Raw genomic sequence first — 14,572 nt, 5'->3', positions numbered from 1 at the left:
CGGTGACTCCCGTCAACGACATCGCGCTGGCCCTCGGGGCGCTCGCCCTCGCCCTCGCCTGGCCGGTGCCCGTCCTGCTCGCGCGGGCCGCCTGGCCGTCCTCCGCCCCGGCGCTCGCACTGGCCCTCTGGCAGTCGATCGCGCTCGCCGGCGGCATCTCGATGATCGGCTCCCTGCTGCTCTTCGGCCTCCAGCCCTTCGGACACGACCTCTGGAGCCGGATCGGAGGCGCTCTCGGCACCGTGTTCTCCGGGCCGCTTCCTCCCGGCGCATCGCTGCTCGACACGTTCGCCCTCAGCGCTGCGGTGCTCCTCACGGTGCACCTCCTGCTCAACCTGGCGCTGACCTCCGTGCGCAGCCGCAACCAGCGCCACCGTCACCGCGAGCTGCTCAGCCTGCTCAGCTCTCCCCTGCCCGACGTGCCCAGCACCCGCGTGATCGACCATCCGGCGCCGGCCGCGTACTGCCTGCCCGGCGCACGCAGCGTCACGGTGCTGTCCGAGGGGATGATCGAGCTGCTCACTCCCGATCAGCTCGACGCCGTCATCGCCCACGAACAGGCGCACCTGCGCCAGAAGCACCACCTGCTGCTCGACGCCTTCCGTTCCTGGAAGCGCGCCCTCCCCTGGTTCCCCATCGCGACCCGGGCTCAGGATGCGGTGGCCCTGCTGGTCGAGATGCTCGCCGACGACCACGCACGGCAGCTCGCCGGCGACGCCGTGCTCGCCGAGGCCATCGCGCTCGTCGACTCGACCGGATCCGCCGGAACCGCCCTCGGCGCCCCGAAGGACAAGCGCACACCCGAGCAGCGTCGCACGGCGATCGCGGCACGAGAGGCGCGACTCCTCGAACCATTGCGCCCGGTCGACCCGCTCGTGCGGGTCATCGTCACGCTCGTCAGCGCCGCACTGGTGCTCGTTCCGCCGATCCTCATCCTCGCCAGCTGATGCGGCACGATCCGTCGATGCGGCACGATCCGTCGACCGTGCACCGCCTGCCGATGGGCGGACGTCCATCCCGCACCCAGTAGCATTCTCAGCATGCCGAAGAAGGGGTCGTACGCCAAAGGGATCGCCAAGCGCGAGGAGATTCTGACGAAAGCGCTCGACGTCTTCGCCCAGCGAGGCTACCGCCGCGCCTCGCTGCGGGAGATCGCCGAGTCCGTCGGCCTCAGTCAGGCGGGCCTGCTTCATCACTTCTCGTCGAAGGAAGAACTCTTCGCCGAGGTGCTCCGCAAGCGCGACGAGGTCGACGTGACGGAGACGCATCCGGAGGCGGCGGGCTTCGACGCGTTCGAGGGGCTGGTCGGCGCGGTGCGCCACAACGCCGAGGTGCCCGGGCTGGTGCAGCTCTATGCGACCATCTCGGCCGAGGCCGCCGACGACGATCACCCCGGCCACGCCTACTTCGTCGAACGGTACCGCGCCTTCATCGGCCAGCTCGAGGAGCACGTGCGCGCGGAGCAGGCCGCAGGACGCATCGACCCCGCACTCGATGCGCGGCAGATCGCTCGCCTGAGCATCGCCGTCGCCGACGGGATGCAGGTGCAGTGGATGCTCGACAGCAGCGCTGACATGGCCGAGACGCTGACGGCGTTCTGGTCGCTCGTCCGCCGCACCGGGGACGTCCGGTGAACGAGGCGCTCACCTGGGTGCTCGACCTCGTCCAGAGTGTGGACCCCGTCGTGCGCACGGCGCTCGCGGGGGTCGGCATCCTGCTGGAGACGTCGATCCTGATCGGCCTCATCGTCCCGGGTGACACCATCGTGCTCGTCGCGAGCACGGCCGTCGCCGGTCCGGTCGAGTACTTCGCCCTGGTCCTGGTGGTCGTCGTCGGCGCGTTGTGCGGCGAGAGCATCGGCTTCGGTCTCGGCCGCTACTTCGGGCCGAAGATCCGCGCCGGCCGGCTGGGACGCAGGATCGGCACGTCCAACTGGGACCGCGCGGAGGCGTACCTGGCCAAGCGCGGCGGCATCGCGGTGTTCCTGTCGCGCTTCCTGCCGGTGCTGCACTCGCTCATCCCGCTCACCGTGGGCATGAGCCCGATGCGCTATCGCACGTTCATGCGCTGGACGGTGCCCGCATGCATCATCTGGGCGTTCGCCTACGTGAGTGTCGGCTCGGCGGCCGCGGGCGGCTACCGCGAGCTGTCGCGGGAGCTCCACTGGGCCGGCTACGTGTTCGTCGCCGTCATGGCGGCGTTCGTCGTCGTGGTTCTCGTGGTCAAGACGGTGCTGCAGAATCGCGAGGCCCGGCACATGGCGGCGGCCCGGTCACCCGAGCCGCCGCGTGTCGACGAGACCTGAGCCCCGCTAGTTGATCGGGTGCTTCGCCAGCCACTCCTTGGCGAGAGCGTCGGGCTGAGCCTTGGCCGCACCCTGGTTCTCACCGTTCAGCTGGATCAGGTCGTCCGTCGTCAGCTGCTTCGAGATCTGGTTCAGCACATCCTTGACCGTGTTCGACGCTTTCTTGGTGTTGATCAGCGGAACGATGTTCTGTGCGGCGATGAGGTTCTTCGGGTCCTTGAGGGTCACGAAGTTGTTGTCCTTGATCGCCGGCGTCGTCGTGTAGATGTCGGCCAGCTGCACGTCGCCGTTCTTGAGGGCGGCCACGGTGAGCGGTCCGCCGCTGTCGCTGATCGGCTTCAGTGTCGCCGTGACGCCGTAGGCGCTCTTGAGTCCCGGGATGCCGTACGGACGGGTCGCGAACTCGGGGTTCGCTCCCACGACGAGCGGGATGGTCACCTTGGACAGGTCGGACAGGCTGGTCACGCCGTACTTGTCGGAGAAGGCCTTGGTGACGTTGTACGAGTCGGCATCCTGAGCCTCCGACTGGTCGAGCACCTCGAAGCCCTTGGGCAGGGCGTCGTTCAGGGCGGCGTAGACGTCGTCGCTGGAGGTCGCCGTGCTGTCCTTCGAGTAGAACTGCAGCAGGTTGCCGCTGTACTCCGGGATCAGATCGATCGAGCCGTCCTGCAGCGCCTTGAGGTAGACGTCGCGCTGGCCGATGCTCAGCTTGGTGTTGACCTTGACGCCTTTGGACTCCAGAGCCTGGGCGTAGATCTGCGCGATGATCTCCGACTCGCCGAATGCGGCGGAGCCGACCGTGACCGTGTCGCTGGACGAGCTGGAGGTGCTTCCGCCGAGCGCGTTGCCGCCGGACGAGCAGGCGCTGAGTGCCAGGACGGCGCCCGCCGCCAGCACTCCGGCCGCGATGCGGACTCTCTTCGATGCGAACATTTGTTTCTCTCTCTTTCCGTGGGTGCTGTGCTGTGGTCGGTGAAGTCTGGTCAGTTGAGCGAGCTCGGCCGGGGAACGGCGGTGGGGCCGAGTGGACGGGTGACATCTTTGGTGCGCACGTCCTTCACCTGGCCGGCGATGACGCCGCGCGGCACGACGAACCGCTGGACGAGGGCGAACAGCCCGTCGACGACGAGCGCGAGGGCGACCACGAGGATCGAGCCGCCGAGCATCTCGGGATAGTCCTGCACCGCCAGGCCGTCGATCAGGTAGCGTCCGAGCCCTCCGACCGGGAGGATGGCCGCGACCGTCCAGGTCGCGATCACCTGCAGCCCGGCCGAGCGCACGCCACCGATGAGCAGCGGCAGCGCGAGCGGCAGTTCGACCTTGGTGAGGATCTGGAACTCGGTCATCCCCATCGCGCGTGCGGCGTCGACCGTGCGAGGGTCGACGGACTCGACTCCCGAGTACGCTCCGGCCAGCACCGGCGGGATCGCCAGTATGGTGAGGGCGATCAGCGGCGGGAGGATCGTGAAGTTCGCCAGCGCCACCGCCAGGTAGATCACCAGACCGAGGGTCGGGATGGCGCGGAACGCCCCCGAGACGCCGACGGCGAAACCGCGGAAGCGGCCGGTGTGCCCGATGGCGAGCCCGATGGGGATCGCGATCACGACGGCGAGCAGCAGCGTCAGCACGGAATAGCCGACGTGCTCGCCGAGGCGGACGGGGATTCCGCTCGGGCCGCTCCAGTTCGCGGGTGTGAACAGCCAGCCGAACGCGGCGAAGATGTCGGTCATACGTCGCTCACCGCCGTCAGCGCGGCACGGCGGCCGGCGCGCTTGCTCCGCTTGTCCACCCGCGTCCACGGCATCAGCACCCGGCCGAGCAGCACCAGGATCGTGTCGAAGACCAGTGCGATGATCATGATCGCCACGATGCCGATGACGATCTCATCGTTGAACGAGCGGTTGAGGCCGTCGGTGAAGAGGTTTCCGAGGCTCGTGACCCCCAGCAGGGATCCGATGCTGACCAGGCTCACAGTGCTCACCGACACCACCCGGATTCCCGCCAGCAGCACGGGACCCGCGAGCGGCAGCTCGACCGTCCAGAACCGCTTCCAGGTGGAGAAGCCCACTGCCGTGGCGGACTGCAGCACGTCGCCCGAGACCGAGCCGAGGGCATCCGCAGCGGTGCGCACCATCAGCGCGAGCGCATAGATGCTGAGCGCGACCACCACGTTGATCGGATCGAGGATCTGTGTGCCGATGAGCGCGGGCATCGCCGAGAAGAGCGGAAGCGACGGGATGGCGTACAGGATGCCGACCACTGTGAGCACCGTCCCGCGGCTCGCGTGGTACCGGTTCGCCACCCACCCGAACGGCAGGGCCAGCACGAAGCCGATGATGATCGGCGGGATGCTCAGCGCGACGTGAGCGACTGTGAGGTCCCAGACCAGGCCGAAGTTCGACCACAGCCAGCTCACGACGCTTCCTCACCCTGCGCCGGAGCACCCGCGACCGAAGCGGTCGCGGCCTTTGCCTCAGCGGACGCACCGGCCAGAACTCCGGCCGGGCGCCCTTCACTGTCGACCAGCACGTCGCCGGCCGGGGTCTTCTCGATGTGAAGCGCACGCTTTCCGCGGTCGGCGCCGACGAAGGTGGCGACGAAGTCGTCGGCCGGGTTCGCCAGGATCTCGACCGGGGTCCCCTTCTGGGCGACGATGCCGCCCTTGCGGAAGATCACGACCTGCTCGCCGAGCCGGAACGCCTCGTCGATGTCGTGCGTCACGAACACCACCGTCTTGTCGAGCTCGCGCTGCAGGTGGAGGAGCTCGTTCTGCAGTTCGTCGCGCACGATCGGGTCGACCGCGCCGAACGGCTCGTCCATCAGCAGGATGTTCGGGTCGACGGCCAGCCCCCGGGCGACGCCGACGCGCTGCTGCTGTCCGCCAGAAAGCTGACTCGGGTACCGGTCGGCCAGCGACCGCTCGAGTCCGACCGAGTCCATCAGCTCCAGCGCCCGGGCACGGGCATCCTTCTTCTTGACGCCGCGCAGCAGCGGGACGGTCGCGATGTTGTCCACGACCTTGCGGTGCGGCAGCAGGCCGGAGTTCTGCATCACGTAGCCGATGCTGCGCCGGAGCGGGACCGGCTTGAGGGTCATGACGTCTTCACCGTCGATCTCGACGCTTCCGCTCGTGGGGTCGACCATGCGGTTGATCATGCGCAGGATGGTCGTCTTGCCGCTGCCCGACGAGCCGACCAGAACCGTGATGGTGCGCGACGGGATGACGAGGGAGAAGTCTTTTACCGCGACCGTGCCGTCGGGGAACTGCTTCGTTACCGAGCGGAACTCGATCATAGGTGCGGCTCATTCCTCGAAGGTGGCATCGGATCAACACAGGCCTGTTCCCCAACCCAAACACCATTCCGGACGTTTGGCAAAGCATTGAGTCTATTTGTGGCAACGCGGGTCGGGCGCATGCAGGGCCCCCTTTCGTTGTCGGTGGGACTGCCTACTGTGTTCGGTATGGAAGCCGCTTCGGATGTCAACATGCCATCGCCCACCGACATTCCCAGCTCACGTGCAGGGTCGGGCACGCGCCCGAGCGCTCCCGGCGCCGCCGGACTCGACCTGGTCGTGCTCGACTGCCCGCACCCCGCGGAGCTCGCCCGCTTCTACGCCGGGGTTCTCGGGTGGGTCGTCGAGACGGAGGACGACGACAGCTGGGCCGAAGCCCGGCCGTCGCCCGGTGCGACCGGGATCGGCTTCCAGTCCGCGCCGGGCTACCGTGCGCCGACGTGGCCCGACGAGACCGTTCCGCAGCAATCGCATCTCGACGTCTCGGTCGACGACCTCGAGGCCGCGGAGGCCAACGCGCTCCGGCTCGGTGCGCGCAAGACCGGTCAGCCCTCGCCGGAGACTCCCGCCGGGCGGCGGGACTCGTTCCGGGTGTACTTCGACCCCGTGGGCCACCCGTTCTGCCTGGTCAGGCGCCGACGATCAGGCGCTGACGATCAGGCGCTGACGATCAGCTGACGGCGCCGTGCGGACTACTCGCTGTCGCCGTAGCGTTTCTCGAGGTACTCGCGCGCCACCACCCGCGCCTCGGCGATGAAACGCTCGTCGCCGTTCGGGTCGATGAGGAAGGCGCGGTTGATCAGCGAGTCGGAGATCTCGACCACGATCTCGAGCCGGAACTTGAGCTCGTCGCCCGCGGGAAGACCGAACTCGTCCGAGAGGATCTCGGCGAAACGGTGCGCGAAGAAGTCGTCGTCGTCGCTCGGCGTCTCGCCGGGCATCCCGGAGCGCTCGGCGTCGGTGAAGCGGATGATGCGGAACCCGGGCTCGCTGCGGAACATCTGCACGAACGCGTCGATCGCGCATTCCACCGCGTTCCACCAGTGCTCCGGCTCGGCGTCGTGGATCGCGGCGACGACGGCGACGCGGTACCGCTGCACGGCCCGGTCGCGCAACGCCTGGAGGAGCACGATGCGATCCGGGAAGTACCGGTAGACGGTGCCGATGGAGGCGCCGGCGCGTTCTGCGACCATTGCCGTGGTCAGGCGGTCGAAACCGATCTCGTCGACCACCTCGGCCGCCGCGTCGAGCAGAGCGTCGATCCGCGCAGCACTGCGCTCCTGGATCGGCTCCGTGCGAACAAGCGGTGCGCTGGTGGGATTCTGACCGGTCACGAGGTCATTGATGGGCACGAGGGCTACTCCTTCTTTCCTGCAGGTCAACAATACGTTGGTCCGGGTCCCCAGCCCCGCAGAGGCTGCATTCTCTGCGATATTCGGATCATATTCGTGGAAAGCTCATTTCCGCCTCCGAATTGTGTACGACGCGCCGTTATCGTCTCCCCCATATCTGGGGGCTGCGCGCGAACGCCGCTGCAGTTCGTGAGAAACTGAACACATATGCCCCCATTTCCCGAGAGCCGCGGCGCGAGCGTCGAGCCCATGATGCACCGCGCGGCGCGCGTCGAGGATGCGTTCCACGCCTTCCGTGCGCGGCGGGCTCGCAAGCGCGGCTACCTGCCGACGGTCGTGCCGTACACCGGGTACGGGTCTCCCACCTGGGCGCGCATCCTGGGGCGGGTCGTGCTGGCGAAGGACCCGAAGCCGGGCAGCAGAGCGGAGCGCCTCCACCGCAAACGCGAGGAGAGCATCCGGGGCTGGCGGTCGTTCACCAGCGTGCCGGTTGGAGACGTTCCGGTCACGATCGAGATCGAGGGCGACACGCACACCGTCATGCCCGACCGCGGCGGCGTCTTCGACACCGTGATCCCGGTGCAGCTCTCCCCCGGGTGGCACACGGTCCGGATGTCCACCGACGGATCGTCCAATGTGTTCGAGTCCCCCGTCTTCATCGTCGACCCGAAGGCCACCTTCGGGATCATCTCCGACATCGACGACACCGTCATGGTGACCGCGCTGCCGCGTCCCCTGCTCGCGGCCTGGAACACGTTCGTCCTCGACGAGCACGCCCGGGTGCCGACGCCGGGCATGGCCGTGCTGCTCGAGCGGCTCGCAGCGACGCATTCCGCGACACCGGTGATCTACCTCTCGACGGGGGCGTGGAACGTCGCTCCGACGCTCACCCGCTTCCTCTCCCGCAACCTCTTCCCCGCCGGTCCTCTGCTGCTGACCGACTGGGGTCCGACGCACGACCGCTGGTTCCGAAGCGGGCGCGAGCACAAGCGCAGCAGCCTCATCCGTCTCGCCGAGGAGTTCCCTGGCCTCAAATGGCTGCTGATCGGCGACGACGGGCAGCACGACGAAACGCTCTACAGCGAGTTCGCGCGCGCGCACCCGGACAACGTCGCCGCCGTGGCCATCCGCCAACTCTCGACCGGTGAGGCCGTGCTGGCCGGTGGGCGTTCGAAGGCCGACAAGCACAGCGAGATCAGTGGGGCGCCCTGGGTGTACGCACCCGACGGCGCCGGGCTCGCCGAACAGCTGACCGAGCTCGGCATCCTGCCCTCGAACTGACGACCTGCGCGCGGAGGGCCGCGCCTGAGCGCGTCGGCCGCGTACGCCGGGTCGGCCGCGCCTGAGCGCGTCGGCCGTGTCGGTCGTCTGCGCCATACTGGGGCGCATGCCTGCCAGCACAGCCGACCTGCTCCGGATGCGCCTGCTCGCGCACGCCCTCGACGGCCTGGCCGAGAGCGACCCCGCCTCGGTCGTGCGGCGTCTCCTCGCGGTGCAGGCACAGGATTTCGGCGCGGCGTGCTGGGCGCTGGGCCTCCGCGCACCGGGCTCGGTGCGGGCCGACGTCATCGCCGCCCTCGACGCCGGCACGATCATCCGGTCGTGGCCGATGCGGGGCACGTTGCATTTCGTGCCTCCCGCCGACCTGGGCTGGATGCTCGAGATCACGACGCACCGCATGATCACGGGCCTCACGCTGCGGCACCGCCAGCTCGAACTCGAGAACGACGACCTCGGGCGCGCCCGCGACCTGGTCACCGGCACGCTCGCCGGCGGCGGAAGCATCTCCCGTGCCGAACTGATGGAGCTCTGGGAGACGAACGGCATCGCCACCGCCGGGCAGCGGGGCTACCACCTCATCTACTACCTGGCCCAGACGGGCGTGCTGTGCTGGGGACCGGCGCACAAGACCCAGCAGTCGCTCGTGCTGCTCGACGAGTGGGTGCCGAACCCCCGGCGACTCGAGCACGATGAGGCACTCGGCGAGTTCATCGTGCGGTATCTCGCCGGGCACGGTCCGGCCACGATCAAGGACTTCGTCTGGTGGACCAAGGGCACGATGGCCGACGCCAGAGCCGGCATCGCCGTCGCCGGAGACCGCCTCACCTCCCTGGAGGTGGACGGCACCGAATACTGGGTGACCAGCGAACTCGCCGACCGCGATGCGGCCCGCGCCGCGGCCCGCACGCCCGCCGAGAAGCGCGCCGTCGCGCTCACCCCGGCGTTCGACGAATATGTGATCGGCTACCAGAACCGTGACCTGGTGCTCGATCCTGCCTTCGCGAACCGCGTCGTGCCCGGCGGCAACGGCGTGTTCGCTCCGGTGATCGTCTCGCGCGGGCGGGCCGCCGGCCTCTGGAAGCGCAGGGCGACGGCCACGAAGGTCGCCGTGCATCCGGAGCCGTTCGGCCGCTTCGCCCAGACGGAGCTGGCGGGGGTCGCGCGGGGCGCGAAGGCCTACGGGCGATTCCTCGGAGTCACGGCCTCGGTGGACTCTGTGGACTGACCGCAGCGGACTGACCGCAGCGGACCGACCCCGGTAGCCTTGACGGGTGGCATTGCGACTTCCTGCGAGCATCAGAGCGCCCAACCGCGTCCCCTTCCTCCAAGTCGCCAAAACCGCCATCGCGATGATCCTGGCGTGGGTGATCGCCGGACTCTTCCTACCGGCCGAGTTGCCGATCTTCGCGACGATCGCAGCCCTGCTGGTCGTGCAGCCGAGCGTCAACCAGTCGGTGGGCCGGGCGATCGAGCGCAGCATCGGCGTGATCGTGGGCGTGCTGGTCGCCTACGCGATCGGATTGGCCTTCGGCACGACCAGCTGGATCGTCCTGGTGGCGGTCGTGGTGTCACTGCTGGTCGCCTGGGCGCTCAAGCTCACGCCGGGAACGACGAATCAGGTCCCGATCACCGCCATGCTGGTGCTCTCGATCGGAGCGACGTCACCGGACTACGCCTTCGCGCGTGTGATCGAGACCATCATCGGCGCGATCATCGGAGTCGTCGTCAACATCACGATCGTGCCCCCGGTGCTGATCGCGCCGGCCCACGCCTCCGTACTGAGGCTCGGCAACGAGCTCGCCGCCACCCTCGACCGTCTCGCCGATGCGCTCGGGCGCACACAGACACCTGCTCAACTGGGCGAGCTCCTGCTGCAGGCCCGCCTCCTGCGCCCGATGGAGACGAAGGCCGACACGACGCTCGTCCAGGCCGGCGAGAGTCTCACCCTCAATCCCCGGCAAGCCAAGCACCGGCGCCTCCTCGAACGCGACCAGCAGCTGTACGCCCGGCTGCGCCCTATCGTCAATCAGGCCCTCGGCATGACGCGTGCCTACCACGATCGTTACGACGACAGTCTCGCCGGTGAGCCCGCGCTTGAGGCCGTGGCCGAGGAGCTCCGGCGCGCGGCGCATGATCTCCGCCTGCTCTCGCGTGAGCCGGATGCTCCGCCCTCCGAGCCTGCGGCCGAGACCGCCGGCATCCCGGCCCTCACCGCTCCGCTCGTGATCAGCACGCCGGATCCCCGCCACTGGGTGCTGCTCGGGTCGCTCGTGGAGGACCTGCGCCGCATCCACGACGAGATCGCCGGGGACGACGCCTGAGACCTGGAACAACTCAGGGACCCCGCCGGAGGCGGAGTCCCTGAGGGGTGGTGCGTGCTGCGCAGTGCGGCTGGCGCCTACGCGGCGAGGACGGCCTGCAGCTCGAGCGTGATGGTGACCTCGTCGCCGAGGAGCATTCCGCCGGTCTCGAGCGCTGCGTTGTAGGTGAGGCCGAAGTCCTCGCGGTTGATCTTGGCCTTCGCGGTCGCGCCGGCCTTGTAGTTGCCGTACGGGTCCTGCCCGAAGCCGCCGAAGTCGAAGTCGAACGTTACCGGCTTGGTGACACCCTTGATGGTGAGGTCGCCGTCGACGAGGAAGTCGCCACCCTCGGTGCGAACGCCGGTGGAGACGAACTCGATGTGCGGGTGCTCCTCGGCGAGGAAGAAGTCGCCGGTGGCCAGGTGCGCGTCGCGGTTCTTGTCCTTGGTGTTCACCGAGGCGACCTCAGCCTTGGCCGTGACGGTCGACTCGAGCGGGTTCTCTGCGGTGACGAAGGTGGCGTCGAAGTTCTCGAAGACGCCCTTCACCTTGCTGATCATGAGGTGACGAATGCTGAAGCCGACCTCGCTGTGCGAGGGGTCGATGGTCCAGGTGCCGGCCTTGTACCCGGGGATGTCGATGGTCGTGGTCATGTGTGTTCTCCTCGAAGTGTCGGATGGTCGAGGCGGTATTCGCCCCCGACGGGACGGTTTCGCGCCCCTACGGTTCATGCAAGCGCATGGATAGGTCATCTATTCCGAAAATCGAGAAAATAGTTGACACGTCACCGTTCTTCGGCGAGCGATCGGCGCAGTTCGAGGAGTTCGAGGGCATCCGCGTCGATCTGGGCCGCTGTGATCCTGCCCGAGCCGACGGCCGCGACCACCGCGTCGATCAGCGTGTCGGGGTCCATCCCTGCCGCCTCCGGATCGGCCGGGAGCACGAACAGGAGCATCGTGTTCCCCGCCGCCAGCGCGCGCACGGCGTTCTCGGCCGGGTCGCGGTATTCGGGCAGCCCTGTGTCTTGGAGCATCCGCATGTCGTCGGTGATCGTCACCCCGTCGAAGCCGAGCTGCTGCCTCAGGATGCGGTGCCACGCCGCCGAGAGCGACGCTGGCTCGCGGTCGACGGCACTGTAGGCGAGGTGCCCGAACATGACCACCTGCGCGCCGCTTCGGATGCCGGCGGCGAACGTCGGAGCATCCCGGGTCTTCCAGGTCGCGAGCGGGGTCTGCGTGGCCGGCACGGTCAGGTGGGAGTCCGCCTCGGTCTCGCCGTGACCCGGAAAATGCTTCAGCGTGGAGAGCGTCTCCCCCGCCTCGCCCGCCACCGAGGCGGCGACGCGCGCCGAAGCGTCGGCGGTCGTGCTGCCGAGCACGCGATCGTAGATGAATGATTCCGGATCGGCGGTGACATCGGCGACGGTCCCGAAGTTCACGTTCACCCCGGCCTGCTTCAGCAGAGCCCCGCGCTGGGCGAAGGCGGCTCGCGTCTCGGCAGCCGGCCGCGACTTGAGCACATCGGCGCCCGGGAGCCGGTCCCAGGGCAGCCGGACGACCTCGCCGCCCTCCTCGTCGATGGCGATCAGCGGCGGAAGCGCCGTGTCCGAGGTCATCGCAGCGGTCTGGTTCGTCAGAGCGGCGGGCGTCGCGGGGATGTTGTCGCCCATCAGGATCATTCCGCCCAGCCCGTAGCGGTCGATGAAGGCGCGAAGCGCGACACCGTCGGTGCCGGGCTGGTGGAGCATGAACAGGCTCGCGACCTTCTGACGCAGTGTCATCGTCGAAAGGCGTTCCCGGGCGAAGGCCGTCACCGGGTCGGCAGGCGCTGTCGGGGTGGCGCTGGCGGTCGCTGGGGGCGGGGTCGAGCGGACGCCGCTGGGCGCGCATCCGGAGACCAGCAGCACCGCCGCCAGGGCGATCGCGACCACGGTCGCCGCCCTCGCGCGAACCCGCGCATCCGGCAGCCGCTTCATCCTTCGATGCTAACCGCCCTACCTGAACGGCGTTCCGGGACGCCCCTGTCCGGCCACCCGCCGCCTCACCCCTTGACGCCGCGTCACCCCTTGACGGCGCCTCCTAGCCCGGCACTGCGCAGGAAGAGCCCCTGGAACACCAGGAACAGCACGATCGGGATGAGCGTCGAGATCGCGAGCGCGGCGAGATAGACGTCGAGCTGGATCGCCGCCTGAAGCGTCGGAAGGCGCACCGACAGCGGCTGGATGCCCGGGTCGCGCAGCACCAGAAGCGGCCACAGGTAGTCCTTCCAGGCCGCGATGATCGCGAAGACCGAGACCACGCCGAGGATCGGCTTCGACATCGGCAGCACGATCGACCAGAACAGCCGGAACGGCCCCGCGCCGTCGGTGCGCGCGGCTTCGAACACCTCCCGGGGCAGGTTGTCGAAGAAGCGCTTGATCAGCACGACGTTGAAGGCGCTCGCGCCGGCAGGCAGCCAGACCGCCCAGAACGTGTTGATCAGCGAGGTGCCGAGCAGCGGCGGGTTCAGGATCGTCAGATAGAGCGGAACCAGCAGCACCACCGACGGCACGAACAGGGTGCCGAGCACCAGCCCGTAGATGACTTTGCCGTATTTCGGTCGCAGCACACTCAGCGCGTAGCCCGCCGTGGTGGCGACGATGATCTGCATGATCCACGAGCCGAGCGCGACCCAGATGGTGTTGATGAACTGCACGTCGATGTGCACGGTCGACCAGGCGGTCGAGAGGTTGGCCCAGTCGACCCCGTTCGGGAACAACGCCATCGGCGTGCGGAGCGTGTCCTGCGTCGGAGTGATCGCCGACTTCGCCAGCCAGAGCAGCGGCCCCAGACCGACCACGATGAGCGCGACGAGCAGCGCGGCGTGCGTGATGCGCGTGCCCCACCGGATGCCGGGCCGGCGCAGATCCGAGGGAGAGAGGATCCCGCGATCCGCCGAGTCGGCGTTCGGTCTCGTCTTGCCTTTGCGCCGCCGGCGTCGACGGCCGTTCGGGTCGCCCGGCGCGATGCCGGTGTCCTCGAGTTCGTCGGTCATGACGTTCATGACCTCGGGCGTGTAATCGGTCGAGGTCGTCAATTCTGGCTCCAGGACTTGGTGAGGCGGAAGTAGAGGAGGGAGAGCGCGGCCAGGAACAGCGCCAGCAGCAGGCTGAGCGCGGTCGCCGCGCCGTAGTCGCCGCCCAGGCTGTTCTCGAACGCGTAGCGGTAGATCAGCAGCAGGACCGTCACGGTCGCGTTCACCGGCCCGCCGCTGGTGAACAGGAACGGCTCGAGGAAGACCTGGGCCGTGCCGATGATCTGCAGGATGAGCGTGATGAGCAGGATGCCTCGCAGCTGCGGCATCGTGACGTGCCAGATCTTCTGCCAGATGTTCGCGCCGTCGACTTCGGCCGCGTCGTACAGTTCGGGTGCGACCCCGGTGATCGCCGCGAGGTAGATGATGATCGTGCCGCCGGCTGCGGCCCAGGTCGCTTCGACGACCAGCGACGGCATGGCTTGCGTCGCATCCTGGATCCACGGCTGGGGCGGGATGCCCACCCAGCCGAGCACCGTGTTGAAGACGCCTGTCGGGCTGGCGTCGTAGAAGAACTTCCACAGCAGCACCGCCACGACGGGCGGCACCACCACGGGCAGGTAGGCGAGGGCGCTGTACAGCCCTTTCGCGCGCTTGACCTCGCTCATCAGGACCGCCGCGATCAGGGGGATCGGGTAGCCGAGGATGAGCGCGAGCAGTGCGAACCATCCGGTGTTGCCGACAGCGGTCCAGAACAGCGGATCGTTGACGACCTGCACGAAGTTGTCCCAGCCGACGAAGGTGGGCGGCGACACCAGGTTCGTGTGCTGGAAGCTCATCACGACCGCGCGCACGATCGGCCACCAGGAGAATACGCCGAAGATGACGAGCATGGGGACGAGGAACAGGAGGTTGCTGAGACCGCCGCCGCGGAGCCAGGTCATCGGCGTATGTCTGACGACTCTGCGCGAGGTCGTTCTCGGCCGGTCGATCGCTGTCATGGGCTGTGCTTTCTGGTTGTCTGATGC

The 14,572-nt window shown here is 68.4% G+C and carries 16 protein-coding genes; 7 read left to right on the top strand and 9 right to left on the bottom strand.

Features of this window, described 5'->3' with window-relative positions:
* Positions 1–2: 2 nt before the first annotated feature.
* From ACFVV5_RS03605 to ACFVV5_RS03595, 3 genes are all read left to right on the top strand, one after another.
* On the top strand, positions 3–947 hold the full coding sequence (locus ACFVV5_RS03605) for a M56 family metallopeptidase (protein WP_387239101.1): 945 nt from the start codon (positions 3–5) through the stop codon (positions 945–947).
* 93 nt (positions 948–1,040) lie between these two features.
* Positions 1,041–1,634, top strand: a complete 594-nt coding sequence (locus ACFVV5_RS03600) for a TetR family transcriptional regulator (RefSeq protein ID WP_387239098.1) — start codon at positions 1,041–1,043, stop codon at positions 1,632–1,634.
* Positions 1,631–2,305, top strand: coding sequence for a DedA family protein (locus ACFVV5_RS03595; protein WP_387239095.1), 675 nt, complete (start codon positions 1,631–1,633; stop codon positions 2,303–2,305). The genes ACFVV5_RS03600 and ACFVV5_RS03595 overlap by 4 nt, the downstream gene beginning before the upstream one ends.
* Before the next feature lie 6 nt (positions 2,306–2,311).
* On the opposite strand, the gene ACFVV5_RS03590 is transcribed toward ACFVV5_RS03595, so the two are convergent.
* The 4 genes from ACFVV5_RS03590 to ACFVV5_RS03575 are packed head-to-tail and all read right to left on the bottom strand — an operon-like array spanning position 2,312 to position 5,599.
* On the bottom strand, positions 2,312–3,238 hold the full coding sequence (locus tag ACFVV5_RS03590) for an ABC transporter substrate-binding protein (RefSeq protein ID WP_387239092.1): 927 nt from the start codon (positions 3,236–3,238) through the stop codon (positions 2,312–2,314).
* A gap of 50 nt (positions 3,239–3,288) precedes the next feature.
* A complete protein-coding gene (locus tag ACFVV5_RS03585) occupies positions 3,289–4,035 on the bottom strand; it encodes an ABC transporter permease (protein WP_387239089.1) in 747 nt (248 codons plus the stop codon).
* Entirely contained in the window at positions 4,032–4,721 is a 690-nt protein-coding gene (locus ACFVV5_RS03580) for an ABC transporter permease (protein ID WP_387239086.1), read from the bottom strand. Before ACFVV5_RS03580 ends, ACFVV5_RS03585 begins: the two co-directional genes overlap by 4 nt.
* On the bottom strand, positions 4,718–5,599 hold the full coding sequence (locus ACFVV5_RS03575) for an ABC transporter ATP-binding protein (RefSeq protein ID WP_387239083.1): 882 nt from the start codon (positions 5,597–5,599) through the stop codon (positions 4,718–4,720). Before ACFVV5_RS03575 ends, ACFVV5_RS03580 begins: the two co-directional genes overlap by 4 nt.
* A gap of 192 nt (positions 5,600–5,791) precedes the next feature.
* Between ACFVV5_RS03575 and ACFVV5_RS03570 the strand changes: the two genes are divergently transcribed.
* Positions 5,792–6,277 carry a VOC family protein gene (locus tag ACFVV5_RS03570; protein WP_387239080.1) on the top strand — a complete coding sequence of 162 codons (486 nt, stop codon included), beginning with the start codon at positions 5,792–5,794 and terminating at the stop codon, positions 6,275–6,277.
* Between the two features lie 14 nt (positions 6,278–6,291).
* On the opposite strand, the gene ACFVV5_RS03565 is transcribed toward ACFVV5_RS03570, so the two are convergent.
* Positions 6,292–6,951: a TetR family transcriptional regulator gene (locus tag ACFVV5_RS03565; protein WP_387239077.1), complete on the bottom strand. Its 660-nt coding sequence runs from the start codon at positions 6,949–6,951 to the stop codon at positions 6,292–6,294.
* A gap of 207 nt (positions 6,952–7,158) precedes the next feature.
* Between ACFVV5_RS03565 and ACFVV5_RS03560 the strand changes: the two genes are divergently transcribed.
* From ACFVV5_RS03560 to ACFVV5_RS03550, 3 genes are all read left to right on the top strand, one after another.
* Positions 7,159–8,232, top strand: a complete 1,074-nt coding sequence (locus ACFVV5_RS03560; RefSeq protein ID WP_387239074.1) for an App1 family protein — start codon at positions 7,159–7,161, stop codon at positions 8,230–8,232.
* 106 nt (positions 8,233–8,338) lie between these two features.
* Positions 8,339–9,457, top strand: a complete 1,119-nt coding sequence (locus tag ACFVV5_RS03555) for a winged helix DNA-binding domain-containing protein (RefSeq protein WP_387239071.1) — start codon at positions 8,339–8,341, stop codon at positions 9,455–9,457.
* 52 nt (positions 9,458–9,509) lie between these two features.
* Positions 9,510–10,553: an aromatic acid exporter family protein gene (locus ACFVV5_RS03550; RefSeq protein WP_387240090.1), complete on the top strand. Its 1,044-nt coding sequence runs from the start codon at positions 9,510–9,512 to the stop codon at positions 10,551–10,553.
* Positions 10,554–10,630: 77 nt separating this feature from the next.
* Here ACFVV5_RS03550 and ACFVV5_RS03545 read toward each other — a convergent pair whose 3' ends face one another.
* The 4 genes from ACFVV5_RS03545 to ACFVV5_RS03530 form a co-directional block, all read right to left on the bottom strand.
* Positions 10,631–11,185: a YceI family protein gene (locus tag ACFVV5_RS03545; protein ID WP_387239068.1), complete on the bottom strand. Its 555-nt coding sequence runs from the start codon at positions 11,183–11,185 to the stop codon at positions 10,631–10,633.
* 131 nt (positions 11,186–11,316) lie between these two features.
* Positions 11,317–12,507, bottom strand: coding sequence for a glycoside hydrolase family 3 N-terminal domain-containing protein (locus ACFVV5_RS03540; protein ID WP_387239065.1), 1,191 nt, complete (start codon positions 12,505–12,507; stop codon positions 11,317–11,319).
* 83 nt (positions 12,508–12,590) lie between these two features.
* Positions 12,591–13,574 carry a carbohydrate ABC transporter permease gene (locus tag ACFVV5_RS03535; RefSeq protein WP_387240087.1) on the bottom strand — a complete coding sequence of 328 codons (984 nt, stop codon included), beginning with the start codon at positions 13,572–13,574 and terminating at the stop codon, positions 12,591–12,593.
* A gap of 29 nt (positions 13,575–13,603) precedes the next feature.
* Positions 13,604–14,488 carry a carbohydrate ABC transporter permease gene (locus ACFVV5_RS03530; protein WP_387239062.1) on the bottom strand — a complete coding sequence of 295 codons (885 nt, stop codon included), beginning with the start codon at positions 14,486–14,488 and terminating at the stop codon, positions 13,604–13,606.
* Positions 14,489–14,572 lie beyond the last annotated feature (84 nt).

The sequence above is a fragment of the Leifsonia sp. NPDC058248 genome (genome assembly GCF_042881905.1).
GTDB lineage: Bacteria > Actinomycetota > Actinomycetes > Actinomycetales > Microbacteriaceae > Leifsonia.
Note: the sequence above shows the minus strand (reverse complement) of the source record. Positions and strands in the feature narration are given on the sequence as shown.

Excerpts from the sequence above, each read along its gene's own strand:
- ACFVV5_RS03585 (WP_387239089.1), bottom strand. The coding sequence starts at position 4,035 with ATGACCGACATCTTCGCCGCGTTCGGCTGGCTGTTCACACCCGCGAAC.
- ACFVV5_RS03555 (WP_387239071.1), top strand. The coding sequence starts at position 8,339 with ATGCCTGCCAGCACAGCCGACCTGCTCCGGATGCGCCTGCTCGCGCAC.
- ACFVV5_RS03575 (WP_387239083.1), bottom strand. The coding sequence starts at position 5,599 with ATGATCGAGTTCCGCTCGGTAACGAAGCAGTTCCCCGACGGCACGGTC.
- ACFVV5_RS03530 (WP_387239062.1), bottom strand. The coding sequence starts at position 14,488 with ATGACCTGGCTCCGCGGCGGCGGTCTCAGCAACCTCCTGTTCCTCGTC.
- ACFVV5_RS03545 (WP_387239068.1), bottom strand. The coding sequence starts at position 11,185 with ATGACCACGACCATCGACATCCCCGGGTACAAGGCCGGCACCTGGACC.
- ACFVV5_RS03570 (WP_387239080.1), top strand. The coding sequence starts at position 5,792 with ATGCCATCGCCCACCGACATTCCCAGCTCACGTGCAGGGTCGGGCACG.
- ACFVV5_RS03540 (WP_387239065.1), bottom strand. The coding sequence starts at position 12,507 with ATGAAGCGGCTGCCGGATGCGCGGGTTCGCGCGAGGGCGGCGACCGTG.
- ACFVV5_RS03560 (WP_387239074.1), top strand. The coding sequence starts at position 7,159 with ATGCCCCCATTTCCCGAGAGCCGCGGCGCGAGCGTCGAGCCCATGATG.
- ACFVV5_RS03535 (WP_387240087.1), bottom strand. The coding sequence starts at position 13,574 with ATGAACGTCATGACCGACGAACTCGAGGACACCGGCATCGCGCCGGGC.
- ACFVV5_RS03590 (WP_387239092.1), bottom strand. The coding sequence starts at position 3,238 with ATGTTCGCATCGAAGAGAGTCCGCATCGCGGCCGGAGTGCTGGCGGCG.
- ACFVV5_RS03600 (WP_387239098.1), top strand. The coding sequence starts at position 1,041 with ATGCCGAAGAAGGGGTCGTACGCCAAAGGGATCGCCAAGCGCGAGGAG.